Below are 25,569 nucleotides of genomic sequence, written 5' to 3'. Positions count from 1 at the left end.
CGGTATGATTATTCATCATCCTTTTTATGATTTAACAGCAGTTGAAGTTCTTCTTGATTGACTTCAGAAAACCAATTGGATGTTTTAAAATTCTCGATCTGTTCAAAGGTCATAAATTCTGCTGGGGATATCGAAAGAATATCATTAATAATTTGATAAAGCGGAATTTCGGGTACTACTTTTTTACGCCATTTCTTCGTGATACAAAAATTCCAAATATCAATTTCTGTTACAGTCTTATATTGATAAACTTCGAACTCTGTTTTCTTACTTTCTAACGCAGGTAGTACATGTGAATATATTTCTTCGTATGTGATTTTCAAAATACCGCACCCCGTTTAAAGAATAATGTACCTACTAGTTTGCATATTGTAATTGTAAACGATGTTCCTGTATTTGAGAAGGAAGTGTTTATGTGTCTACATTTTTAAGAGGATCTCTTTTGTTAATGCTCGCCATCTTTTTATCAAAGTTTTTAGGTTTTATTTACCGCATGCAATTTGTTCGTTTAACCGGAGAAGAAGCATACGGCATATATATGACCGCTTATCCAGCTTTCATTTTTTTTCTATCTCTTATTCAGCTTGGGATCCCTATTGCAATGTCAAAGATTATTGCAGAATTAAGAACGAGAAATGCAGTTTCTAGTTATTTCTCCGTCATGCGTACATCCGTTTTTGTTACTGTTATATCTATTCTAGCATTTACTCCTATTTTCCTTTATGTCACACCATTTATTTCTGAAAATTTATTAAAAAATGATGCTATAACAATGACACTTTATGTTTCTATTGCTATTGTACCTATAGCGGCAGCAGGCGGAATATTAAAAGGATTCTTTCAAGGAATAGCAAGAATAGAAGAGACAGCCGTTTCCCAGTTGATGGAACAAATAATACGAATTTTACTTATTAGTTTTTTACTCCCTCTTCTGCTTACATCAGCTTCTCCTAAAGAAGCAGCTGCTTATGCTATGGGAATGTCCTTATTAGGAGAAGTTGCGGCCTTACTTTACCTAAGATGGAAATATGTAAAATGGAAAGCGAAGCAAACAATTAAAAAAGCTTCCAATGCCTATCCACTTTCACCACTCTTTTCAATTGCTTTGCCATCTTCAGGTAGTAAACTATTTGGTTCTTTCACATGGTTTTTAGAACCTATAATCTTTATCAAAGCTCTAGCAATAACAGGTATTACTAGTGTTGCAGCTACGACACTATACGGAGTTATCTCCGGAGTTTTAGTACCATTGTTACTCTTTCCATCTTTCATTCCTTACGCATTGTCTGTCGTGCTCATTCCTGCCGTAAGTGATGCATTTGCAAGACGGAACAATTCACTTTTAAAAGAAAGAATTCATTTATCTTTAAAATTCTCTACCTTAACAGGATGTTACGCTGCTACACTATTTTATTTACACGGTGGAGAACTTGTTTCTGTACTATTTCATGTAGAAAATGCAACTGTTTATATGAAAATTTTGTCACCTATCTTTTTCTTTTATTATATTCAAAGTCCATTGTTTTCTATTTTACAAGCCTTAAACAACTCTAAGGCAGCTTTTTTAAACTCGTTATATGGCGGAGTTGGTAAATTACTTTTACTATTTTTTCTTGCTTCTCAAGCAGCCATCCAAGAAAAAGGAGCAGTCGTTGCGATTGGTTTTGGTGTTTTGATCACTTCCTTTTTACATATTGCTTCTATAAGAGAAAAAAAAGAAGCACAGATCGGCTTCTCGTTTTTCGCACTTCCATATGTCATTTTCTTACTCACAATTGTTTCACGTCCGTTACTTTTTACTATTGGCGAAAGGTCATTATTAATTGATTGTTTTGTAACTCTTCTATATCTAACGATTGGATTAGTTCTTTTTAGACAAATAAAAAGAAAAGAAGTCAGTGTTATTCTACAAATACTTCGAACTTCTAAAAAGAAGTTTTGAGTTGAATATACAAAGAATCATCTTCATAACTACAATAAAAAATCTTATTTACGTCCAATATTGATTTTTTTTCAAGTTCTTCTCTAAGCCATTTCTCGTCTTTTCCAAGTCTTTGTAAGTGATCTATTTGAATCTCGCCATCTATTATGAGGGGAAAGACATATTGTTGACTTTCTTTCTTAAAGACAGATAAATTTCCAGATGGTTCTAAAAAAGCGTAGGAAACGGATTGAATAGAACCTATTTGTTGTTCTCTTAATTGTTGTAATAAATCATCTAGGTTGTAACGTTGTTTTCTCATTTCTTTCTCATTGATGATACCATCTTTCATTATAATGGATGGCTTTCCTTCCATTGCGTCTCGGAAATCCTTACTTTTTAATGAAAAATAAGAAACACCAACTTGAATAATCAATAATATTACCATTGGTATTACTGCATGAATAAACTTACTTTTTGGATCATCTAAGGCTAAAGCTCCTATTTCTGCAATTAGTAAAAAAACTACTAAATCGAAAATGCTTAGCTCACCGACTTCTCGTTTTCCCATTAATCGAAGAATACCTAGAATAATCCAATATAATAAAAAAGTACGTAAAATAATGATGAGAATATCGTTCATCCTATCACCTCATTACTACTCTGCCCCAAAAAAAAGAACTTACTCATAAATAGAGTAAGTTCTTTTTTTTATTGATCTGAAATAACTCGTCCTACTGCAACTCGTTCAAATTGCAAACGTGTTCCATCTGCTACGACTACAAAAATAGTTGTATCATCTACTGCATCTATCTTCCCGTGTAAACCACCAACTGTAATAATTTGATCTCCACGTTTTAGATTATTTTGCATTTGTGCTGTATTTTTTTGACGTTTTTGTGCTGGTCGAATGATAAAAAACCACATCACTGCGAACATAGCGATTATCGGCAATAAGCCTGCTAACGATTCCATAATAAATATCCCCTCCTTTTTTCTCTCTTTCTAGTATACAAGAATCAGAAATTTTTTGCATTTGGTTTGTTATACCCATATTCTTCAAAAAACTCTTCTTTGAAATCTAACAAGCGATCTTCACGAATTGCTTGTCGTACATCTTTCATTAGATTCATTAAGAAATGAAGATTATGATATGACGCTAACCTTAACCCAAATGTTTCATCTGCTTTGAAAAGATGGCGAATGTAAGCGCGTGAGTAGTTCTGACAAGTGTAGCAATCACATTTCTCATCAATTGGTCCAAAATCACGTGCAAATGCAGCTCCTTTGATAACTAATCGACCTTTTGATGTGAAAAATGTCCCGTTACGGGCTATACGAGTTGGAAGTACACAATCAAACATGTCAACACCACGAATAGAGCCATCGATTAATGAGTCTGGAGAGCCCACTCCCATTAAATATCGTGGTTTGTTTTCTGGCATCATTGGTGTAGTGAAGTCTAGTACACGATTCATAACATCCTTTGGTTCTCCAACGGATAATCCACCAATTGCGTACCCAGGAAAATCGAGTGATACTAGATCTTTTGCTGATTGACGACGTAATTCTTCATATTCTCCACCTTGTATAATACCAAATAACCCTTGCTTATTTGTATTTGTATGTGCGGTCAAGCAACGTTCTGCCCAACGAGATGTACGCTCCACTGACGCTTTCATATACTCAAATGTTGCAGGATATGGCGGACACTCATCAAATGCCATCATAATATCGGAGCCTAATGCATTTTGAATTTCCATTGATTTTTCGGGACTTAAAAATAATTTGTCTCCATTCAAGTGATTGCGGAAATGAACGCCTTCTTCTTCGATTTTACGCATATCGCTTAAACTAAATACTTGAAAACCACCAGAATCCGTCAAAATTGCACGGTCCCAGTTCATAAATTTATGTAGACCTCCTGCTTCTCGAATAATATCATGTCCAGGTCGCAGCCATAAGTGGTACGTATTACTTAAAATAATGCCAGCTTCCATCTCTTTAAGCTCTTCTGGTGCCATCGTTTTTACAGTAGCTTGTGTACCAACAGGCATAAATGTTGGTGTTTCAAACGATCCATGGGGTGTATGAACAATTCCTAGACGAGCGCCAGTTTGTTTATCTTTTTTTATTAACTCATATGTTATTGCAGACATTTAATAATTCCTTCCTTTTATAAACATTGCATCACCAAAGCTGAAAAAGCGGTATTGCCGTTCGATCGCTTCTTTATAGCCGCTTAATATAAATTCTCTAGATGTTAGAGCACTAACTAACATCACAAGTGTTGATTTCGGTAAGTGAAAATTGGTAATCATTCCATCAATACATTTAAATGAATACCCAGGGTAAATGAAAATTGATGTCCAACCACTATCTTCTTGTATTGTGCCATCAAACTTTGTAGCAACAGTTTCCAACGTTCTTGTAGAAGTAGTTCCTACAGCAATAATTTTACCTCCAGCTGTTTTTACCTCATTAATGGTTTTAGCAGTATCCTTTGAAACACGGTAAAATTCTGAATGCATTTCATGATCATCTATCGAATCCACACTTACTGGACGGAAAGTTCCAAGTCCAACATGTAGTGTTACAAATGCTATTTTAACACCTTTTGAGCGTATTTCATCTAATAATGTTTCGGTAAAATGGAGACCTGCTGTTGGTGCGGCTGCTGACCCTTGTTCTTTAGCGTACACAGTTTGATAACGATCTTTATCATCTAATTTTTCATGAATATACGGAGGAAGTGGCATTTCCCCAAGCTGATCGAGTACTTCAAAAAACACACCTTCATATTCAAAGTTGAACACTCTGCCACCGTGTTCTTTTAATTCAGTACATACTGCTGTTAACAAGCCATCGCCAAATGATATTTTCGTTCCTACTTTTACTCGCTTGGCAGGTTTTACAAGCGTTTCCCAATGATTACCTTGTATTTGTGTTAATAACAACACTTCAACATGTGCACCTGTTTCTTCTTTTATTCCCATTAAACGAGCAGGCATAACCTTTGTGTCGTTCAGTACGAGACAATCTCCTTCGTTTAATTCTTCCACGATAGAAGAAAAGGTTTCATGTTTAAATGAATTATTAGGATAATCTGCTATCAGAAGCTTGCTACTTGTTCGTTCTAAAAGTGGCGTTTGTGCAATTAATTCCTCTGGTAATTCAAAATCAAAATCTTCTACTCTCATATTCCTTACTTCCTTTATTAGTTATCTCTTTCAATTGGTAATGGTATACCTAAATGTTCATATGCTAGTGGAGTAACAATTCTACCTCTTGGTGAACGTTGTATAAATCCTATTTGCAATAAGTAGGGCTCATATACATCTTCAATAGTAGTCGATTCTTCCCCAATACTTGCAGCTATAGTGTCCAGACCAACAGGACCTCCTCTAAATCGCTCAATCATCGCTGTAATCAGTTTATGATCAATATGATCCAAACCTCTAGGGTCGATTTGTAGTAGTTCTAATGCTTCGCGGGCAAGTTCAATAGAAATGTGACCATTTCCCCTTACTTGAGCATAATCTCGTACTCGTTTTAACAAGCGATTTGCAATACGTGGGGTTCCTCTTGAACGTCTAGCGATTTCTCCAGCAGACTCATGATCAATTGACGCATTAAATAACTCCGCACTTCTGACAACAATAGACGTTAAAGCCTCTTCGTCATAAAATTCGAGTCTTAGCAACACACCAAAGCGGTCTCGTAGTGGGGCAGATAATGCCCCTGCCCGTGTAGTAGCACCAATTAAAGTAAATGGCGGTAAATCCAAACGAACACTCCTAGCGGAAGGTCCTTTACCAACCACGATGTCTAAACTGAAGTCTTCCATTGCAGGATATAATACTTCTTCAATCGATCGATTTAAACGGTGGATTTCATCAATAAATAAGACATCTCCCGGTTCTAACGAGCTAACAATAGCAGCTAAATCACCTGGTCGTTCGATTGCTGGACCGCTTGTCATGCGTATTTGTACATCCATTTCATTTGCTATAACTGCCGCAAGAGTAGTCTTCCCAAGACCTGGAGGTCCATACAGAAGACAATGATCTAAACTTTCACTTCTCATCCTAGCTGCTTCAATAAAGATTTCTAAATTATGCTTTATTTTATCTTGTCCAATATATTGTGATAATAATTGTGGGCGAAGGGATTGCTCAAACGGCTCATCATAATTAGAAATCTCACTCGAAATAACACGCTCCGTCATAGCTTGAACCTCCTTTCCCTATTTGCCTGAAAATAATAATTGTAAAGCTTTTTTCATAAAATCATCTGTTTTTTGTAAAGATTCATTTCCTTTTAGAATTGGACGAATTTTTGATAGTTCCCGCTCAGAATAACCTAACGCAGCTAATGCTAGCATCGCTTCTTCTAATTCATGAGTCGCTTGTCCATCCTCAAACAGAGTTGGTTCCTCTTGTGTAAAATCAAAATGCTCTATGTCAATTAAGTCATTTAATTTACCCTTTAAGTCAAGAATCATTTGACGAGCAGTTTTCTTCCCTACTCCAGGAAATTTCACTAAATAGGATTCATCTTCACGTTCTATCGCTTGAATAACATGAGTTGGTTCTCCGCTTGCTAATATAGCAAGTGCTCCTTTTGGACCGATACCAGAAACGAGTATTAGTTTTCTAAATAACTCTCTTTGGGATAAATCTAAAAACCCCATCAAATGCTGAGCATCTTCCCTTACGTGTAAATACGTGTACACTTGAATAATTTCTTCACTTTTACGAAAAGAAAAAGGATTCGGGGTTAATAATTGATACCCAATCCCTTGTTGTTCTATTACGACGTACTCAGGTGTAACTCGTGTTACTTGACCTTTTATATAATCATACATATTTTATCCCTCACTATCGACAAACCTATTATAACATAACTAGAAATGTGCACGTATAAGACAGTATACTTTTAGATGTAGAATACAAGAAAAGGTCGCTCTCTATAAAGAGCAACCTTCTCCAAGTCTATTATAATCTGCCTAAATTATAGCATAGCTTTGGCCATTCTGTTAGTGCTTTGTTGGTATACGGTATCAATTGGTCTATAAATTTTTGTTTTCTCTCTAAAGGCAAAGCATATGCATAGAGCCATTCTCTATATAATTCGTTCGGATACATCAAAGCTTCCTTATGCTTTGTTGCGACCTTTTCCAATAGTGGAAACTCACTTAATAATATAAAAATGTCATAGTTAATCGCAGGCAGAACGCGGTGCATCCATAATATTTCTTCCATTTCTTTTGGACCAATGACAGCAAGATCAAAATCGATAATTTTATAAGCTTTTTCATTGGATAAAAAATTATGATGTACTACATCGCCATGCAGTATAGTAGTATCTTTATTATTAAATAATTGCATATTTTTTAGAGCTATATCACCTAAGTGCAGGAGCATCTTTGTTTTTTTTTCACCTAAATAAAATTCCACAAAATAAGAGATTTCTTTCATTTTTAAGGAACGATTCTGCCATTTTGCAAACAAATCAAACGGCTGAAGCAGTTTCTGATTATCCCAATTGATAAATTTGTTCGTATCATGTAACTGTTCTAACAGTGAATAAACTTCCAAGCGATCCGTTTTGCTTCCATAATCAACTGGATGTGTACCTTTGAACCAAGGCTGGATGATAAAGTCTTCCTGAGCTGATTCTAATACTGGCAGTATAAAAGATTTATCGAGCTGATGTAATTTATGGTGAATAATTCGAATCTTTTCTGCATGTTCAACAGTTGGATATTTTTTTACAGAAAATAGCCCATTTTCATTTTCCCATTTCCATACATTCTTTTTTATTTGCCGAATGTAATTACTCACTTTTTAAAAGTGATGATACGGATAAGGTGGACAAGCAAAAACGGGTACATAGCAAATATGAACGTATGGATGACCACCCCATGGTTGCATCTGTTGATGATGCATTTCTGGTTGCATTTGTGGTTGCATTTGTGGATACATTTGCTGGTCCATACAACCGCAAGGATTCATTGGCTGATAGTGTTCAAATTGTTGCATTTGTGGGTACTCTTCAAATGGTTCCATCTCCTCAAATTCTGAAGATACTTCTTCCATGACTGGGCTCACATATTGTGGTTCCATTTTTTGGGGTTGTTCAACATGATATACAGGACTTTCTTCTTTTTCATGGTCATCGTTATGAATATTTATATGAATCGATGTAGATTCAATTAGTCTCCACCCTTGAGGTGACGGAGTCATATCTAAATCAGGAACTGGCATTATATGAAACGGCATTGTGTATGGCTGTGGTTGTTGAACTTGTTGAATTTGTTGGATATTTTGAATAGGCTGCATAGGCTGCATAGGTTGAGGTGGTGGAGCTGCTGGAACTTGTTGAATAGGTTGCACTGGTGGTGCCATAGGTACCATTGGAATAGGTTGAAACGGCATAGGCATTGGAACAGGTTGCATCTGTTGTGCCTTACTAATTGGTTGGACTTGCTGTGCCTTACTAACAGGTTGGACTTGTTGCATTTTCATGTTGTTACCGGTTTGCGGCTGGATAATGACTTCCTCCTTATTTACCATTTCTTTTTTTACAGGACGATCATCGCTATATGGATGTCTCATAGACTCCATTTTGCTCTTTTCAGGAATAAAAATCTTCATTCCTGGCACAATGTATTCTGGATTTGCAAGATGTGCATTTAATTTCTTTAATTCATCAAATGATACACCGTAGTTTCTTGATATTTTCCAAAGAGTATCCCCTTTTTGGACAATATGAGTTTGCAAAGACTTCCTCCTTCCTTCCCTTTAAAATATGTACATCAATTTCAAATGGTCACATCTTTTTAAAACATTCTAGCTACCCTTCATGTTAAACTTATGAAAAGGCAGTAGGTAGTTATGCAAGTTTGGAGGGTTTATAAATGAAAAAGTTAAAAGGATCAGAGAGAAGAAATTGGATTTTTTCTTATTTAAAAGAACAAAATCATCCTGTGACAGGAGGGGACTTGGCAAAGCTAGCAAATGTGAGTCGGCAAGTAATAGTAAATGATGTCACTTTATTAAAAGCTACCAATATTCCGATTGTTTCAACTAGTCAAGGATATCTATTGCTACCAGATAAAGAATTGAATGCGTGTGTTTCTAAACGAGTTGCATGTAATCACCAATCTAAAGATTCTGAAGATGAATTACTAACATTAGTAGATGCAGGTGTTACAGTTGAAAATGTGACTGTAGAACATCCCGTTTATGGCGAAATCACTTCTTCCATTATGGTTTCCAATCGTCATGATGTCGAAATGTTTTTAAAGAAGGTAAGAGAAACAGATGCCCCTTTCTTGTTGGAACTTACATCGGGAGTTCATTTACATCTTGTATCTGCCCCAACGGAAGAAATATTGAATAGAGGAATTGATGGTATTCGAAAAAAAGGCTACCTGATAGAGGAATAAGCCTTCTCACATAAAAAAGAAGCCCTTCATTCGGAAGGAGCTTCTTTTTCTGTTTCATATGTATTGTAGGACCCAAGTGATTTTACATCACAACCTAAAGCTTTTAATTCTTCTATAGCGCCAATCATCATTGGCATTTTTTCATCTTCTAAAACATCTATTACGAAAAAATATTGTCCCAAGCCGGTTTTAAGAGGTCGGGATTCAATTTTACTTAAATTGAGCTGTCTCCATGCAAAAACGGATAATACTTGATGCAATGCCCCTGAACGATCATCCTTAGGCAAAGTAATCATGACAGTCGTTTTCATTTGTCCAATATGTCCTGGCTCTTGAATACAAAGATTTTTTTTGGAAAGTACGAAGAAGCGTGTATGGTTAAAATGGAAATCGTGAATGTTTTGCTCTACAATTGCTAGATTGTACTCACTTGCTGCAGATGAATTCCCAATTGCTGCAATACATAGCTCTTCATTTTCCGAAACATACTTCGCAGCTGCTGCTGTAGAAGTCGATTGTTCAAGTGGAACTTTCCCAAATCGATAATATAAATATTTATGACACTGTGCTAATGCATGTGGGTGCGAATAGATAGTCGTTATTTCTTCCCAATTCTTTTTATTAGTTGGATGAACCATTAAATGTTGCTCAATTGGAGCTTGTATTTCTGCAATCACATATAGGTTTGCCTCATGAAATAAATAATCAATTGTTAAAGGAACGGTACCTTCTAATGCATTTTCAAGTGGAACGACAGCGATATCTACACTCCCATTTGCAACTGCTTCTATGCATTCTGGAATTGTTCGAGTTGGAACAAGTAATTCATCTTGAAACAAAGCTTTCGAAGCAAGATGTGTAAAAGATGCTTCTGGCCCAAGAAAAGCCACTTTTTTTGTATCCATCGTAAAACCTCCTTACAAAGCACCAGAACTAATAACTTCAGCAGATTCCACAAAGTCTAGTCGCTTCATTTCATTTATAAATTCATCTAATTGCTTTGTCATTTCCGTTACATCAAGAGACAAAGTAACGCTTGCTCTCCCTTGAATAGGGATCGTTTGATGGATCGTTAAAATGTTGATAGACGATTCCGCAACGAGCTGCAAAAGTCTTGCAAGCGTCCCTTCTCTGTCCTCTAGTTGTAAAAATACAGTTAATATTCTTTCCTGGACAATCGAATGGAAAGGAAACACCGCATCACGATATTTATAAAAAGCACTTCTAGATAAATCTACTTCTTTTACCGCATCCCAAATGGAGGATACTTTACCAGATTGGAGAAGATGCTTTGCTTCCAAAGTCTTTTGCATCGCTTCGGTAAGCACATCCTCCCTTACTAAATAGAATCGCTGATGTGTAACATCTTTCATACGGTTTCCTCATTTCCCTATTCGATAAATTCAAACTCAAATTCTAATAGACGTACTGTATCTCCATCTTTTGCACCGCGCTCACGTAAAGCATCATCAATACCCATTCCACGTAATTGTCTAGAAAATCTTCTTATGGAATCTTCACGGCTAAAGTCAGTCATTTTGAATAAACGCTCCACTGTTCCACCAGATAACACAAATGCACCATCATCGTCTCTTGAAATAGTGAAATCGTCTTTTTTCGCTTCGTGTTTGTACATAACAGATGTTTCTGTTTCTTCCTCGGTCAAATCGTGCAGCGGGAATTCAGGAGCTACTTCTAACATATCTGCAATAGCAAATAGTAAATCCTGTAATCCTTGACGTGAAATCGCAGATATAGGGAAAATTTTCACTTCTGGTCCTACTTTTTCTTGAAATGCTATCAAGTTTTCTTCTGATTCTGGCATGTCCATTTTATTTGCAACGATAATTTGAGGTCGTTCCGTTAAACGAAGATTATATTGTTTTAATTCTTCATTGATTGTTAAGTAATCTTCATAAGGATCACGGCCTTCAAGACCAGACATATCAATTACGTGCACAATTACTCTTGTACGCTCTATATGACGTAGGAATTGATGTCCTAGACCTACACCCTGGTGTGCCCCTTCAATCAGTCCTGGTAAATCAGCCATCGCAAAACTACGATGATCTTCTGTTTCCACCATTCCTAAATTAGGTACGATCGTTGTAAAATGATAGGAAGCAATCTTAGGCTTCGCGGATGAAACCACTGATAATAAAGTAGACTTTCCAACGCTTGGGAATCCTACTAAACCAACATCAGCTAAAACTTTAAGCTCTAAAGTAACAGATAATTCTACTCCTGGCTCTCCTTTTTCAGAAAGCTCTGGTGCAGGGTTTGCTGGCGTAGCAAAACGAGAATTACCTCTTCCTCCACGTCCACCTTTAGCTATAACAGCCTTTTGTCCATGTTCTACTAAGTCAGCGATAACTTGTCCTGTTTCTTCATTCATCACTACTGTTCCCGGAGGAACTTTAACCAATAAATCTTCTGCATTAGCACCGTGCATGTTCTTACTATGACCATGTTCTCCACGAGTTGCTTTAAAATGGCGTTTATAACGGAAATCCATTAATGTGCGTAATCCTTCGTCAACTACGAAAATTACATCGCCACCATTTCCTCCATCACCGCCTGCTGGACCTCCCATAGGCACATACTTTTCACGACGGAATCCTACCATCCCATCTCCGCCGTCTCCACCTTTGACGTACACTTTTACGTGATCTACAAACATTTAATTCACTCCAATCTTTCTCTTGCGATTAATTTAAATTTAATATGGGAATCTGAATTTATTTCTTTCTCCACATCCATTAAACCATTCAAACATTCATCAACCCATGTATAGGTAGACCATTCACCCTTCAGTTCTACTTGTACCTCTAATACATCAGCTGTAAGTATGTAGACATTTAGTGTCTGTTCTTCATAGCCCTTAAGCAATGGATATATCGTCTGTACAAATCGCTCTAAATAATTCTTTACAGGTTCATCGTAATGTCCTGCCCCTACTTTTTGAATGGAGGTTCCAAATTCCAATGTTATTTTATTGTAAGCTAAACTAAACGTTTGTAACCACTCATTTGTAAGAAGTAATCCTGTATTATTCACGTCGAAAAATTGAGTGCACTTTAATGAATACGTTCGTATAAGATTTTTTGCTTCATCATATCTTCCCATATCTAAGTTCATCTGAATTAAATGCAAATTATTTAAATAATCATGCATTGTATGACGCAATACTTCATTAATAGTTTTTTGTTTAGACTCCATTGTATACACGCTCCGTAAGTAAGCTTTCCTTATTTAGTATAACAGGTAATACTTAATTTTTCTCAAGAGAAAAGAAAAAGGACTGCAAAATGCAGTCCTTTTATTTTTTGATTAAGCTTCTTGAGCTACAGGATATACACTTACTTTTTTCTTGTCGCGACCGAAACGCTCAAAGCGTACTACACCGTCAACTTTAGCAAAAAGTGTGTCGTCTCCTCCACGTCCAACGTTTTCACCAGGGTGAATTTTAGTACCGCGTTGGCGATATAAAATAGATCCTCCTGATACGAATTGTCCGTCAGCACGTTTAGCACCTAGACGTTTCGCTTGAGAGTCACGACCATTACGAGTCGAACCTACCCCTTTTTTGGATGCGAAAAACTGAAGATTTAATTTCAACATATGTTCCACCTCCTACTTTTTGAAGGTTATTTTTATATACTTACCATAGTCTTGTTCAATCGTTTGTAAAGATACAATCATCGCTTCAAGAATTAGCTGTATATTTGCAGCTTTTTCAGGATTCGATATACTTGGCACTTCGACATATAAGTAGCCTCCGTCACCCTTTTGCTTAATAATAGGTGTGATTTCAGTAAGAGAGATGACAGCATTCACTGCACCAAATGATACAGCAGAAGCACCTGCACAAACTAAATCTTTCCCATGTTCGGCAAAATCAGCATGTCCTTTCATTTCAAATGAATGAATAAGACCTGATTGATCTTTTGTAACAGTCACTTTAATCATCTTATAAACTAATAGATTCTACTACTAATTTTGTGTATGGTTGACGGTGACCTTGTTTTTTACGATAATTCTTTTTCGCTTTGTATTTGAAAACGATGATTTTTTTAGCTTTGCCGTTTTTTACAACTTTCGCTGTAACTTTAGCACCTTCCACGAATGGAGCACCAACTTTAACATCATTTCCACCTACGAATAAAACTTTGTCAAAAGTTACAACATCATCAGCAGTTACATCTAATTTTTCAATGTAGATTTCTTGCCCTTGTTCAACTTTGATTTGTTTTCCACCTGTTTCAATAATTGCGTACATACCTGCACCTCCTCTTAGACTAAGACTCGCCTTATAAAAGGTGATTCGATTGCTCGAACACTTAAACCTTTTCAGAGCGGTTGTAGCAACGGGTGCTGCTACAAACAATAACATTTAAATATTACTACATCTCCTAAGCTTCGTCAAGCACTTCTTGTTATATTATCAAATGCTAGCTTGTACTTTCTAAATCTCCAAAAGGAAATGTTTAAAATAAACAAGTACAAGAAGATAATACTGACGGATAGTAACCTAGGAAACCAATACAAGCTTGCACAGAAGATCAAAAAGCTTAATCCCAAAGAGAATCCAACAATATCATTATATTTGTTTGGGTTAAATATATATAAGACTCGTCCACCATCCAGTGGAAAAATAGGAAGTAAATTAAGAAATAATATTAAAATTTGTGTTAGAACGATAATATTTTTTTGTGGAATATCAATAAGAGTAGAAAATGCTAGCAACAATAATGTAAATAATGGACCAGAAATCACAATTAATAATTGCTGCGTTTTTTTTAATCTGGAAAACTGCTCAATTCTGATTTCCCCACCGTACGGTAATATTGTGCACGAAATAACTCTTGCCCCAATGAGCTTTGCCGCCAATAAATGACCAAGCTCATGAAATAGTAATGAACCAAATACGATGGAATACACAGCAACTTCTCCAGATAAATAAAAAAATATAAAAAAAGGTATCATAACGGGATGTACTCTATACATTTTTTTATTCATCTTCAGATGATAGCCATTCCACTAGTTCCGTTGTATCTAGTATCTCCCCATCTTGTTCTACTTTAACATATAGCAAATTGCTAGCAACAGTTGCAAAAATATCTCCAGTATTAATCGTAGTATAAGGTAATTGATTGAACTCTTCTAAAAAACCAAATGTCGCAGTTTCTCCAGTATCATACAAAATAGAAAGGGTCTTTCCTGTCTTTTTTGTATAACCTGTAAAAATGATTAAGCCATTTTCCGCAGCAAAGAGCTCTTGAGAATCATTAATAGATAAAATAGCTCCCTCTTCAAAAGGTTGAATTGATTTATATTCAATTAATGGAGGAGTTGTAACAGGTGAACTAACACTTATTACTTCATCCGGTTGATTTACCCAAGTCATTATTTTTTTATAAACTTCACTTGGCTTTTGTGGTTCCAGTAGTGTAGTAGAGTAATTGGTTGATAGTACATCACTCTTTTCAAATTTAGATAACGCAAAAAATAGTATGACAAATACAAATGCGAGCATCCATTTTTTTCTCGATAGCATAACATTCCCCCTAGTAGGAATGTATGACGGCTAGGACAAATTCATGAACAAAATAAAACCGACTTCCAAATTATTTGGAAGCCGGTCGAATATTATTTAGAAAATATAGATTTTAGTTTAGACATAACACCTTTTTTAGGCATGTCCATAGACATCAAAGGTACAGACTCCCCAAGGATACGGCGGGCAATATTACGGTAACCTAATGCCGCTCTATTTGATGGATCCATTACAACTGGTTCCCCTTTATTGGAAGAAGTGATAACACTTTCATCATCTGCTACAATTCCTAATAAATCAATAGATAAATGCGTAGTTATTTCATTAATATCGAGTGCTTCACCTTTCGTCATTAAATGTTGACGGATGCGGTTAATAATTAGCTTAGGTGGATCAATCGATTCCTCCTGTTCTAATAAACCGATGATTCGATCTGCGTCACGGACTGCAGAAATCTCAGGTGTTGTGACAACTATTGCTTTGTCAGCACCAGCTATTGCATTTTTATATCCTTGTTCAATACCAGCAGGGCAATCAATTAATACATATTCGTAATCTCGTTTCAATTCCGTTACGAGTTCTTTCATCTGCTCAGGTGTTACTGCATTTTTATCAGTTGTTTGGGCAGCTGGCAATAAATATAATTTATCCTCAAAACGTTTGTCTTTCACTAACGCCTGATGAATTTTGCAACGACCTTCCACAACATCTACTAAATCATAAATAATTCTATTTTCAAGTCCAAGCACAACGTCTAAATTTCTCAAACCGATATCTGTATCCATTAAACAAACTTTTTTCCCTTGAAGAGCCAATGCAGTTCCAAGGTTTGCAGTTGTAGTTGTTTTACCTACCCCACCTTTACCAGAAGTTATTACGATTGCTTCTCCCACATTAGCTTCCTCCTTTAAATGTCGATAGATTCGGTCTTATTAATCTAAGTTCTTGTAAGCGATCTATTGCTATTGATCCATTTGTATGTAAATAAGCACATTCCATTTCTGGTTGCTCCGATAAAACACTTAACTCGTCTGTCATCGTTTCTACTACATTATCAATTATTAAATGCGTGGCCTCTAACCAAGATGCCGCAATGACAGCATCTCTTTTACCATTAGAGCCAGCATGTGCAATCCCTTTTAGTCTACCTAATACAAAGACATTCCCACCAGCAACTACTCTTCCGTTGGGATTAACGTCACCAATTACCACTAAGTCACCTAAAGCAGTAATTACCTGACCAGACCTTACTATACCTACATAAGTTTCTGACTGATTTTCTAGCAATTTTTTGTTGCATTCTTCTACAGTCATTACTTCACTTTGAATCTTCGTAACTCGAAGATGTTCTGTTTGTTCTACACAGTTAATAATTTCTTTGGCCTGTTCGTCGTTGCAGTAACGATTTCCAAGTTGTAAAAGCACTTCAGCTTGACCTTCAAAACCTTCATCCGAAACCTTTTTGGCTAACTCTTCTAAAAGCTCTGCATATGAACACTGATCGTCTAGCCGTAATACAAGGCCCTCTTTCGTTCCTTTAATCGATATTAACTGCTTTTTTGTCAATCAAGTCACCTCAGATCCACTGTCTACCGTAAAGCTTTATTTTTGCATTAATAACGCCTTTTGATTAAACCGATTTAGAAGAATGTATTTAAATCCCCACCCGAACATTGCTAGGAAAACAAAATTAGCAATCATTGTTGGGAGAAGATTAAATTTATAAAAATCTACAAATGTCATACTTTTTATACCGATAAAAGTATAAAAGAAAAACAATAATAACTCTACAACCGCTACTAAAATTAGTGTTAAAACTGTAGCCACCAATAAATGCTGATGAACATATTTTACAACTAAACTAGCAACTAAACACATTAATGGATAAATAAAAGAATATAATCCAATAATATCAATGAAAAAGACATCGTACAAGAGTCCAAAAAACAATCCAAATAACATGGCACGTTTTCGGTCATAATATATGGATACAAAAATTAAGTACATGATTAAGAAGCGAGGAACCAAAACAAAGAAATCCCCATTTATTTCTATTGGTGAGAAAAGTCCAAAAATCGGTTCCATATAAAATAATAGAACCGAAATGATAATAACTAAAAAACGAATCATGAGCCGTCCCCTGCGCCTTCTGTTAAATCCCTCTCGGTATTTTCTCCATCCGTTCCATCAATTGTAGACATTGAACGCTTAGAAATAATCACGTGGTCTAAAATAGAAAAGTTGGCTGCTGGTTTAATATACGCTAGTTTTGTCAATCCATAATCGTCTGTCGTCACTTCAGTCACTTCTCCGATTAATATACCCTTTGGAAAGATTCCACCTAGTCCAGAAGTTGTAACTTTTTGACCTTTTTTCACATCAAAATCAGAATCTATTCGCTTCAAAATAAGCTCTTTTCGCTTTTCATCATAGCCTTCTATTAATCCAAAAACCTCTTCTTTATCTGATATAACCGCGGACACTCGGTAGTTTGGATTTTGTGTAGATAAAAGTTCAACAGTAGAGGTGTAGGGTGTAGTTAAAATGACTTTCCCAATTAGTCCTTGAGAAGTCATAACAGCCATGTTCACTTCTATTCCATGTAATTCTCCTCTATCAATAATAATCTTTTCTTCCCATTGGTCCGGATTTCTTGCGATAACAGTTGCTTGAATTGGATTATAAGCTCGAAGATCCTCTTCTTTATCAACAATATCTCGTAACTTCTGATTTTCATTTTCTAAATCATTGACTTCTGCTTGTAAGGAGGCATAATCCTCTAATCTTGCTTTCAATCGTTTGTTTTCATCATATGTATTAAGTAGTGATTCTACATTATTAAAAACACCAGTAACATACTGAGTCGGCTTGGAAAAAAAGGATTGTCCAAGGCCGACCACATCTTTAATAAGTTGTTCTGGCATAGATGCATGATTCCGATCGCGCAAAGAAAAGCTGATGAGTGCCACAAGAAATATCATCCCTACAAGCAGCAATATTAATCGCTTATTTGAAAAAAATTGTGGCATGGCTCACTTCCCCTTATTATTTCGTTTGTTGACGTTTTAATAATCCCATATGATCAAGTGCTTTACCAGTACCAATAGCAACACAATCTAAAGGATTTTCCGCAATAAATACAGGCATATTGGTCTGTTCACTAATTACTTTATCTAAATTTTTAAGTAGTGCTCCACCACCTGTAAGCATAATACCACGCTCCATAACGTCAGCAGATAATTCTGGAGGTGTTTGTTCAAGTGTTTTCTTCACTCCATCGATAATAGCCGCAATCGATTCACGAAGTGCGTTGGAAATTTCTTTTGAAGAGATATCAATCGTTTTAGGTAAGCCTGTTACGAGGTCTCGTCCACGAATATCCATCGTATCTTCCTCTGTTGTGACTCTAGCAGATCCTATTTCGATTTTTATCGCTTCCGCAGTACGCTCACCAATCGTTAGGTTATACGTTTTACGGACATAACTAGTAATCGCCTGGTCCATTGCATCGCCACCAACTCGAACAGACTCACTCGTCACAATACCACCAAGTGAAATTACAGCTACTTCCGTCGTACCTCCACCTATATCAACGACCATACTTCCAGTAGGTTCCCATACAGGTAAGTTGGATCCTATTGCAGCTGCAAAAGGTTCTTCTATCGTTAATGCATCACGAGCTCCTGCTTGTTTAGCAGCATCTATTACAGCACGTTGTTCCACAGAAGTAATACCATAAGGCACACATATCATCACATTCGGTTTGCTCCAAGACATACCAGATGCTTTCATAGCATTTTTCAAATAATATTCTATCATCGCAGAAGTTGTATCAAAATCTGCGATTACCCCATCTTTCATTGGACGAATAGCTACGATTGAGCCCGGTGTACGGCCGATCATATTTTTCGCATCATTACCAACTGCAACAATTGCACCATTTTGTACATTTTTAGCAACTACAGAAGGCTCTCTTAACACAATACCCTTCCCTTTAATAAAAACAAGCGTATTCGCTGTTCCTAAATCAATCCCTACATCTCTAGATCCAAATCCAAACACTATTTTTTACTCCCTTTCCATCTAACGCAAGTTTCATTTAAATGATTCAAAGTCATAACTCCCATTATAACGGAAAGAAAGGAAAATGCACAGTGTCACATGTACCCCTTTTCTTTTAAACTAATAAATTGATGATCACCTATAATAACATGATCAAGTAAATCGATACCGATAATCTGTCCAGCCTCTAGCAATCTCTTTGTAACGTCAATATCTTCTGAGGATGGAGATGGATTACCAGAAGGGTGATTATGTGCACATATAATAGAAGCAGCTGATCTTTTTACAGCTTCGCGGAAAATCTCTCGTGGATGAACAATCGAAGCATTAAGCGAACCTATGAAGATTGTCTGTTTATGGAGAATTTGATTTTTAACATTCAAAAACAAAACGACAAAATGCTCTTGCGTTAATGAAGTCATATCATGCATTAAGTATGTTGCGGCATCTTTTGGAGAACGAATGGTAAACTTTTCATCTGTTTTTTGCTGCGATAATCTTCGACCTAACTCAACCGCTGCAAGTAACTGGACAGCTTTCGCTTGACCTATGCCTTTTACTGACATAATTTCTTCTAGCGTAGCATTTTTTAATTCTTGAATTTGTTCGATAAAATGGAGGACACGATTTGCTAAGTGAAGCACAGACTCTTGCTTCGTACCGGTACGAAGCAAGATAGCTATTAATTCTTGGTTGGACAAGCTTTGTGCCCCTTGTCTTATTAATCTTTCTCGAGGGCGATCTGCAATATGGACATCACGAATCATTAACGTTGGAGTTAAATCTACAGTCATTTAGACGTCTCCCTCGCGAATTCTATTACCCCAAGCTTTAAGAGCGTTTGATATAACCGGCTTATAGGAAGACCTACAACATTATTATAATCACCTTGAATCTTTTCAACAAAAAGTCCTCCCATCGTTTGGATTCCATATCCACCTGCTTTATCCAATGGATCACCAGATTCAACATATGCATTAATTTCTTCATCAGATAACTCATAAAATTTAACTAAAGTAGTTTCTGCAAATGCAAGATTAAGATCTGGCCCCACAATAGAAACACCAGTAATTACATGATGAACCTTTCCTGACAGAAGCTTGAGAAACTTTACCGCCTGCGCATTGTTTGTTGGCTTCGTTAATAATGCCTTTCCTATTCGAACAGTTGTATCAGCAGCAATTATGATTGCTCCTGGATTTTTCTGTGCAATATCATTCGCTTTTAGATCTGCAATGGCTATAGCAAATTCCTCTGGTTCATATAAACCCTCGAGCTCTTCATCAACCCCAGCTGGCTGGATTTCAAATGGTACGCCTAATTTACTAAAAAGTTCTTTTCTTCTAGGTGACTCACTTGCTAAAATTAGTTTATCTTTTGTAATAAGATTCATTCTTATTCCCCCTTTATATTAGGATACAAAAGATTAGAACAAAGGGAAATTGTGTATAAATCCATTACAATTCAATTTTGATTACTTTTAACTATCAAAAATTCAATTTTAAGCAATCGTTTTGCTCTAAATAATGCGTAAATACATGTAGTCTAATTACCGAGGAAACATCCGAAAACGTTGATACAGCAGTCACTATTTTCATCATGTCATCTGGATAATTTTCTTTTTTGGCTATAGAGTCAAAATAATTTTTTGATAGTTTTTCTTCCTGTAATATATTGATGATATTTTTTACTTTTGGATCTGCACAAGCATTTGTGGAAATATTAATCGTTTTTAGAAACGTGGGTAGAACATCACCCTCGCTTGTACTTACCTCATTTACAAAAAGTTCACTCCACACATAAAATTCGTTTCCTACTCTTACGATACTTGCTTTTTCAAGACTAGGTTGAGTGCTTATAAAGGACATTGCACTTTCCTTAGAAGTAAACATACCGTACTGCTTCGCTTTAAATGGTAGAGCAGCTTCCCCAGTAACTTCTACTTTCTCATCTGTTTCTTTCTCGTTCGTAGGTGTAGAAACTTGTTCTTGGGCTTGTTCTTCCACTTTTTTATCATTCGACATGTTTAAAATAAAACCAAATAACAACACTCCTACAACTCCGATAACTAATCCCTGTATACCCGCCAGTATTACTTTTTTTCTCGGGTTCCTCCTTCTAATCGGCATGTGCTCACCCCTTTTACCCACAACCTTATCATTAAGTAATTAAAAAAAGACGAGACCTATGTCGGCTCGTCCAAAAAACTTATCGAGTTAAAAAAACATATTCACATACCAATCGACAAGGGTATCGCCAAAAAAATAGGTAATAATAGCAGCAATCGCAATGGAAGGTCCAAAAGGTATGGGTGTTTTCCTACCTTTTTTAGCTATTCTTAAAGAGATCATACCCACAACTGCACCTATAAGAGAAGCCAAAAAAAGTGTTAAGAGCGTATGCATCGTCCCTAAAACTACTCCGATGACAAAAAATAATTTAATATCCCCTCCGCCCATACCACCTTTCGACAATACAGCAATTAAAAATAATATACCAAATCCAATTACAGCTCCCACAATACTATCCCACCAAGGTGTTAAAGGGGAGAAGATTCTTGCAACAATCAAAGGAACTAAAAAAAACAAAAGAATCTTATCAGGTATAAGCATATAGGCAATATCCGATACAGTAATAATGACTAGTAGAGAAATAAATAAGATGGCCAAAATCAACTCTAAATTGAAGTCAAGTTGAGTAAAAGCAAAAGCAAATAAGAGGCCAGTGACAAGTTCCATCACAGGATACATCCAATGAATCTTCGTCCCACAACCTCCACATTTCCCTTGTAAAAACAAATAGGAAAGGACAGGCATCAAATCACGAGCAGTGAGTTTCCGATTACAAACAGTACAATGAGATGGCGGTCGAACAATGGATTCGCCTTTTGGAATACGTAATCCAACTACATTGAAAAACGAGCCAAAAATTAGACCATATATGAAAAATAATATTGTTAGGACGATTTCCATTTAGTTAGCTCCTTATTACTCATCACTTTCTACTTCAGAAGAGGCTAATTCTGTTTGTAAAACAGCTACCTCTGTTCGAACCCAACTGACAGTTACTTCTTTTAATTGTTTTTCTTCCTTGAGAGGATATATCAGAAAATAATAGATTGCACCAATAATGACAAACACTAGAGCAACTATAATGAGGAAACCCGACTTCTTATCACTAAATAATTCAGGCTTATGGTAGCAGAGTAACAAGATTGAATATCAAAATCTATAGTTGAACTTTCTTCCGTACTGCATGGTGGGTCAAAATTAGTAATCTCCTGTACTTGCACATCCATGATTCCTCAAATTTATAATTTCGCAAATATGTATTTAAAAGCAAAAGTGTAAGAATATAACTATACTATATTATTTTCAGCATAAGCACAGCTAGTTAGATTAATACTATTTTACCATCGGAGATTTTTATTTGATACTCTAAATCTAAAGACACTTGCATAAACATATAAAAAAGAGAATCTTCTTAAACTAAGATTCTCTTTTCTCATTCTTCTATTTCACATATTCCGCAACTTTATTTCTACCCGCTTGCTTCGCACCAATATATAATGCACGGTCTGCATTTCGAAGCAGTGACATTCCTTCATCGCTATCTTCAGGAGCAGTGGAAACTCCGATGCTGGCTGTTAAAAAGATAATTTCTTCCCGCGAAACTACATCTAAATCTAACTGTACGACAAATGGGTTTTGTTCAATTTTTCGTCTTAATCGTTCAGCAATATTGGTTGCTTCTACTTTCGTATAGTTAGGAAGTAAGATGACAAATTCTTCTCCTCCATACCTTGCAACTGTTCCATTTGAACCAATTTCAGTACTGATTACATTAGCAAACTCTTTTAAAATCATGTTTCCGCTGTGGTGTCCGTATGTATCATTGACGGATTTAAAATGATCAATGTCCATCATAATTAATGACACCGTTTTATATTCACCAAGAGTTAATTTCTCCATAAAGTATTCCAATCGTTTGTCTAAATACCTGTAATTATATAAACCCGTTAACTCGCACCGTTCACTTCTTGCCAATGCCTCTCTTACATACTTTGCTTTTTCCACAGAAACCGCAAAATATGAACATAATAAATGAACCATTTTTAGTTGGTATGCCTCAAAAGCGTATTTTTTACGTGAAGCAAGCACTAGAACACCTTCTATTTTTTGATTTCGATAGATGGGTACGCACATTACACTTTGCATATCAGTTGCAAGAAATGGTGGTTTCATTTCAATCCATTCGCTTTGTTTGTCATATAAGGTTGGAATCCCTTTTTTATAGATGATACCTGCAAGAGTACTATCTAGATCTTCTGGCGCAAAAAATAGCTCCACATTTTCTCCATCTTCTCTTGCACGTAATATTTGAAATTTACCATATAAATCATCGACTATATAGGCTGAATCGATGGGGAACATCTTTGTAATACGCTCCATGAACAAATCAATTATCTCTTTACCAGTCATTCGTTCTGCAAGCTCATGTCCAAATTGACTCGCTTTATTAAGATCCGCATTTACTTTCTCGGAGGTGCTATATAAACGAACTAAAAGCGTAATCATTAAAAAAGGCAAGCCTAAAAGAACAAATGCTATAGTACCTACATAGCTCTCTAAAAAATATAAGCTTATCCCAAAAGGTAATGTAATCGTTAATCCTACAATATCCCATACGGTAGACTCGTCTAATAATTTTGGATTGGTTCCAAACGAAGAATTTCTTAAATAAATGATTGCATGATTTAAAATGACATCACAAAGAGCGTAAATTGTACCAAAGAGAAGAACATCTTGTACTACTAGGGACCCTAAATTGTAACCAAGAAAATGTACAACAGTACCGCAGACCACCGAAATAATGAAGAACATGAAAGAGCTAAACGCGATGCGATAAAAATTATCTTTGTTAACTTTCATATGAAAAGCAATCGGTATTAAACACAATTGCATAAGAACCAGTTCGGCAAATATCCCATAATTCAAAAATGCGGCTAGAGAAACCCATTGACTAAGAAACATTGTATTACCTGAGATATAAAATGGAAAACTAGTTGTTAATAAAACTAATAACAAGAGGATTAAATAAGCATCCCATTCAACATGCCTACTTGGAGCATATCGATAAACTAAAAAAGACCCTAAAGGTACGACTAATAACCACAATATGAAAATATTTCTTTTGGCTTTTACTGATATATTCATAGGACTATTATTCTCCCCCTAAAAAATTTATCTGTTACTATTAGCTTATTAACCAATTGACTAAATTATATCACTTAAATCTCTGAAAATTTCAACTACTATTTACCTGTTTTTAATCTTAACTCTGAAATAAAATACAACGAACCTGTGACAATAGTAACATCATTATTTTGAATATTTTTAAACAAAAATTCTTCCATATCTTTAGTAATACGTTTATCATCGTGTAAACAGTGTTTATATAATTCACTAGGCGGTAATGCCCGTTCATGATGGAATTGTACAAATTCAAAAGATGAACCTATTTTTTCTAATTTTCTCAACATATATATATAATCTTTGTCTTTTAGAATACCTACAATAAAATGAATATTTTTATGTGGGAAATTAGATTTAATCGTTTCTACCAATGAATCAATACTCGCTTTGTTATGAGCACCATCAAAATATAGATTTTCCTCTATTCTCTCCATTCTTCCTTGCATTCGAGCATGTTTAACAGCCAATTGAATTTTACTTTCATCTAATGGGAAACTACTTTCCAAAAGTGCAGTTATTGCTATAGCCATATTTGATTTCTGATGGTTCCCTAGCATACTCGGATGTAATCCATTAAAAACAGTCTTGTCATATGAATACGAATTATTATGTACAATAAAATCATTACCATATTCAATAATTACACCCTTCTTTTCAAGTGCTTCTTGAAGAAAAACAGTTTTTGCTTGTGGCTCTAATTGCCCTATAATTAATTTGCTATCTTCTTTCAATATTCCTGCCTTATGCCAACTAATTTTTTCAATTGTATCTCCTAAAAAGTTTGTATGATCGATTGAAATACTAGGTATTACAGCTAACGATTTTTGAAATACGTTTGTACTGTCAAATCTTCCACCCATACCAGCCTCTATAAACACAATATCCAATGTTTCAGTTTCAAAAACTAAGAATGCTGCAACTGTTAGTAATTCAAAATCAGTAAGCATTCCGCTTAAATTAGCTCGTTGCATCTTTTCGAATGCCATATCCATTTGTTCTGGCTTAACATTTACACCGTTTAATTGGATTTGGTCATGCACATCAATAATACTTGGTGAAGTAAAGGATCCGTAGCTTAAACCGTGTTCCTTTGCGATAGCTCTCATAAATGCAATGGTAGATCCTTTCCCATTCGTACCTGCAACATGAATGGTTTTATGTTTATTTTGAGGATTATCAAGCTTCTCTAGTGCTTTCTTTATGGAATCTAACCCAGGTTTTATAATAGATTCACTTTTAATATTCCATTTATTTTTATATAAATTAAAATTATTTATTTCCACGTCGTTCACCCTATTCCTTCTCATATAATTTCGTGCTA

At 35.7% G+C, this 25,569-nt stretch carries 32 protein-coding genes and 1 other annotated feature; of the genes, 2 read left to right on the top strand and 30 right to left on the bottom strand.

Features of this window, described 5'->3' with window-relative positions; genetic code table 11:
- Positions 1-8 precede the first annotated feature (8 nt).
- Positions 9-323, bottom strand: a complete 315-nt coding sequence (locus P2Q73_RS07175; RefSeq protein ID WP_053588785.1) for a post-transcriptional regulator — start codon at positions 321-323, stop codon at positions 9-11.
- A gap of 92 nt (positions 324-415) precedes the next feature.
- Between P2Q73_RS07175 and P2Q73_RS07170 the strand changes: the two genes are divergently transcribed.
- A complete protein-coding gene (locus tag P2Q73_RS07170) occupies positions 416-1,942 on the top strand; it encodes a putative polysaccharide biosynthesis protein (RefSeq protein ID WP_056831569.1) in 1,527 nt (508 codons plus the stop codon).
- On the opposite strand, the gene P2Q73_RS07165 is transcribed toward P2Q73_RS07170, so the two are convergent.
- The 8 genes from P2Q73_RS07165 to P2Q73_RS07130 all read right to left on the bottom strand — a co-directional run bounded on the left by P2Q73_RS07165 (position 1,926) and on the right by P2Q73_RS07130 (position 8,706).
- Positions 1,926-2,564, bottom strand: a complete 639-nt coding sequence (locus P2Q73_RS07165) for a DUF421 domain-containing protein (RefSeq protein ID WP_056831567.1) — start codon at positions 2,562-2,564, stop codon at positions 1,926-1,928. The genes P2Q73_RS07170 and P2Q73_RS07165 overlap by 17 nt on opposite strands.
- Before the next feature lie 68 nt (positions 2,565-2,632).
- A complete protein-coding gene (gene yajC, locus P2Q73_RS07160) occupies positions 2,633-2,896 on the bottom strand; it encodes a preprotein translocase subunit YajC (RefSeq protein ID WP_275785281.1) in 264 nt (87 codons plus the stop codon).
- A gap of 44 nt (positions 2,897-2,940) precedes the next feature.
- Positions 2,941-4,080 (bottom strand): tRNA guanosine(34) transglycosylase Tgt, encoded by a 1,140-nt coding sequence (gene tgt, locus P2Q73_RS07155; RefSeq protein ID WP_056831563.1) that lies wholly within the window; start codon positions 4,078-4,080, stop codon positions 2,941-2,943.
- On the bottom strand, positions 4,081-5,121 hold the full coding sequence (queA, locus tag P2Q73_RS07150) for a tRNA preQ1(34) S-adenosylmethionine ribosyltransferase-isomerase QueA (RefSeq protein ID WP_275785276.1): 1,041 nt from the start codon (positions 5,119-5,121) through the stop codon (positions 4,081-4,083).
- A 17-nt stretch (positions 5,122-5,138) separates the two neighbouring features.
- Complete coding sequence (gene ruvB / locus P2Q73_RS07145; protein ID WP_053588779.1) at positions 5,139-6,149, bottom strand: Holliday junction branch migration DNA helicase RuvB; 1,011 nt, start codon at positions 6,147-6,149, stop codon at positions 5,139-5,141.
- An 18-nt stretch (positions 6,150-6,167) separates the two neighbouring features.
- The gene (ruvA, locus tag P2Q73_RS07140; RefSeq protein ID WP_056831559.1) at positions 6,168-6,788 is read right to left on the bottom strand and encodes a Holliday junction branch migration protein RuvA; all 621 of its coding nucleotides are present in this window, start codon (positions 6,786-6,788) and stop codon (positions 6,168-6,170) included.
- A 130-nt stretch (positions 6,789-6,918) separates the two neighbouring features.
- Positions 6,919-7,767 (bottom strand): aminoglycoside phosphotransferase family protein, encoded by an 849-nt coding sequence (locus P2Q73_RS07135; RefSeq protein WP_275785272.1) that lies wholly within the window; start codon positions 7,765-7,767, stop codon positions 6,919-6,921.
- A gap of 3 nt (positions 7,768-7,770) precedes the next feature.
- Positions 7,771-8,706 carry a LysM peptidoglycan-binding domain-containing protein gene (locus P2Q73_RS07130; RefSeq protein ID WP_275785270.1) on the bottom strand — a complete coding sequence of 312 codons (936 nt, stop codon included), beginning with the start codon at positions 8,704-8,706 and terminating at the stop codon, positions 7,771-7,773.
- A 137-nt stretch (positions 8,707-8,843) separates the two neighbouring features.
- Between P2Q73_RS07130 and P2Q73_RS07125 the strand changes: the two genes are divergently transcribed.
- Positions 8,844-9,374 carry a transcription repressor NadR gene (locus P2Q73_RS07125; protein WP_275785267.1) on the top strand — a complete coding sequence of 177 codons (531 nt, stop codon included), beginning with the start codon at positions 8,844-8,846 and terminating at the stop codon, positions 9,372-9,374.
- Positions 9,375-9,400: 26 nt separating this feature from the next.
- Here P2Q73_RS07125 and pheA read toward each other — a convergent pair whose 3' ends face one another.
- The 21 genes from pheA to P2Q73_RS07020 form a co-directional block, all read right to left on the bottom strand.
- Positions 9,401-10,279, bottom strand: coding sequence for a prephenate dehydratase (pheA, locus tag P2Q73_RS07120; protein ID WP_056831552.1), 879 nt, complete (start codon positions 10,277-10,279; stop codon positions 9,401-9,403).
- A gap of 12 nt (positions 10,280-10,291) precedes the next feature.
- Entirely contained in the window at positions 10,292-10,747 is a 456-nt protein-coding gene (locus P2Q73_RS07115; protein ID WP_053588773.1) for an ACT domain-containing protein, read from the bottom strand.
- Between the two features lie 17 nt (positions 10,748-10,764).
- Positions 10,765-12,054 (bottom strand): GTPase ObgE, encoded by a 1,290-nt coding sequence (gene obgE, locus P2Q73_RS07110; protein WP_053588772.1) that lies wholly within the window; start codon positions 12,052-12,054, stop codon positions 10,765-10,767.
- Between the two features lie 5 nt (positions 12,055-12,059).
- On the bottom strand, positions 12,060-12,593 hold the full coding sequence (locus tag P2Q73_RS07105; RefSeq protein ID WP_275785259.1) for a Spo0B domain-containing protein: 534 nt from the start codon (positions 12,591-12,593) through the stop codon (positions 12,060-12,062).
- Between the two features lie 111 nt (positions 12,594-12,704).
- Positions 12,705-12,995 (bottom strand): 50S ribosomal protein L27, encoded by a 291-nt coding sequence (rpmA, locus tag P2Q73_RS07100; protein ID WP_053588770.1) that lies wholly within the window; start codon positions 12,993-12,995, stop codon positions 12,705-12,707.
- Between the two features lie 12 nt (positions 12,996-13,007).
- Positions 13,008-13,343: a ribosomal-processing cysteine protease Prp gene (locus P2Q73_RS07095; RefSeq protein ID WP_053588769.1), complete on the bottom strand. Its 336-nt coding sequence runs from the start codon at positions 13,341-13,343 to the stop codon at positions 13,008-13,010.
- A gap of 1 nt (position 13,344) precedes the next feature.
- On the bottom strand, positions 13,345-13,653 hold the full coding sequence (gene rplU / locus P2Q73_RS07090; RefSeq protein ID WP_053588768.1) for a 50S ribosomal protein L21: 309 nt from the start codon (positions 13,651-13,653) through the stop codon (positions 13,345-13,347).
- A 12-nt stretch (positions 13,654-13,665) separates the two neighbouring features.
- Positions 13,666-13,745 (bottom strand) — a sequence feature (ribosomal protein L21 leader region).
- A 51-nt stretch (positions 13,746-13,796) separates the two neighbouring features.
- A complete protein-coding gene (locus P2Q73_RS07085; protein WP_275785253.1) occupies positions 13,797-14,315 on the bottom strand; it encodes a M50 family metallopeptidase in 519 nt (172 codons plus the stop codon).
- Positions 14,316-14,385: 70 nt separating this feature from the next.
- Positions 14,386-14,931: a hypothetical protein gene (locus tag P2Q73_RS07080; RefSeq protein ID WP_056831544.1), complete on the bottom strand. Its 546-nt coding sequence runs from the start codon at positions 14,929-14,931 to the stop codon at positions 14,386-14,388.
- Positions 14,932-15,023: 92 nt separating this feature from the next.
- Entirely contained in the window at positions 15,024-15,824 is an 801-nt protein-coding gene (gene minD, locus P2Q73_RS07075; RefSeq protein WP_053588765.1) for a septum site-determining protein MinD, read from the bottom strand.
- A gap of 1 nt (position 15,825) precedes the next feature.
- Positions 15,826-16,497 carry a septum site-determining protein MinC gene (minC, locus tag P2Q73_RS07070; RefSeq protein WP_053588764.1) on the bottom strand — a complete coding sequence of 224 codons (672 nt, stop codon included), beginning with the start codon at positions 16,495-16,497 and terminating at the stop codon, positions 15,826-15,828.
- Between the two features lie 36 nt (positions 16,498-16,533).
- Positions 16,534-17,061, bottom strand: coding sequence for a rod shape-determining protein MreD (gene mreD / locus P2Q73_RS07065; RefSeq protein WP_056831542.1), 528 nt, complete (start codon positions 17,059-17,061; stop codon positions 16,534-16,536).
- Positions 17,058-17,960 (bottom strand): rod shape-determining protein MreC, encoded by a 903-nt coding sequence (mreC, locus tag P2Q73_RS07060; protein WP_275785245.1) that lies wholly within the window; start codon positions 17,958-17,960, stop codon positions 17,058-17,060. The genes mreD and mreC overlap by 4 nt, the downstream gene beginning before the upstream one ends.
- A 16-nt stretch (positions 17,961-17,976) precedes the next feature.
- The gene (locus P2Q73_RS07055) at positions 17,977-18,993 is read right to left on the bottom strand and encodes a rod shape-determining protein (protein WP_053588761.1); all 1,017 of its coding nucleotides are present in this window, start codon (positions 18,991-18,993) and stop codon (positions 17,977-17,979) included.
- Between the two features lie 95 nt (positions 18,994-19,088).
- A complete protein-coding gene (radC, locus tag P2Q73_RS07050) occupies positions 19,089-19,787 on the bottom strand; it encodes a RadC family protein (protein WP_056831538.1) in 699 nt (232 codons plus the stop codon).
- A complete protein-coding gene (locus P2Q73_RS07045; protein ID WP_275785240.1) occupies positions 19,784-20,386 on the bottom strand; it encodes a Maf family protein in 603 nt (200 codons plus the stop codon). Before P2Q73_RS07045 ends, radC begins: the two co-directional genes overlap by 4 nt.
- 94 nt (positions 20,387-20,480) lie before the next feature.
- Entirely contained in the window at positions 20,481-21,122 is a 642-nt protein-coding gene (locus P2Q73_RS07040) for a hypothetical protein (protein ID WP_056831534.1), read from the bottom strand.
- 87 nt (positions 21,123-21,209) lie between these two features.
- Entirely contained in the window at positions 21,210-21,965 is a 756-nt protein-coding gene (locus P2Q73_RS07035) for a prepilin peptidase (protein ID WP_275785234.1), read from the bottom strand.
- Between the two features lie 15 nt (positions 21,966-21,980).
- Positions 21,981-22,205 carry a hypothetical protein gene (locus tag P2Q73_RS07030; RefSeq protein WP_275785232.1) on the bottom strand — a complete coding sequence of 75 codons (225 nt, stop codon included), beginning with the start codon at positions 22,203-22,205 and terminating at the stop codon, positions 21,981-21,983.
- Between the two features lie 300 nt (positions 22,206-22,505).
- Positions 22,506-24,209: a sensor domain-containing diguanylate cyclase gene (locus P2Q73_RS07025; protein WP_056831530.1), complete on the bottom strand. Its 1,704-nt coding sequence runs from the start codon at positions 24,207-24,209 to the stop codon at positions 22,506-22,508.
- A 98-nt stretch (positions 24,210-24,307) separates the two neighbouring features.
- Positions 24,308-25,531 carry a bifunctional folylpolyglutamate synthase/dihydrofolate synthase gene (locus tag P2Q73_RS07020; RefSeq protein ID WP_275785230.1) on the bottom strand — a complete coding sequence of 408 codons (1,224 nt, stop codon included), beginning with the start codon at positions 25,529-25,531 and terminating at the stop codon, positions 24,308-24,310.
- Between the last annotated feature and the right edge of the window lie 38 nt (positions 25,532-25,569).

The sequence above is a fragment of the Bacillus sp. Cr_A10 genome (assembly GCF_029222665.1).
Lineage (GTDB): Bacteria > Bacillota > Bacilli > Bacillales_A > Planococcaceae > Psychrobacillus.
The sequence above is the reverse complement of the archived record's forward strand: the minus strand, read 5'-3'. Positions and strand labels throughout refer to the sequence as shown.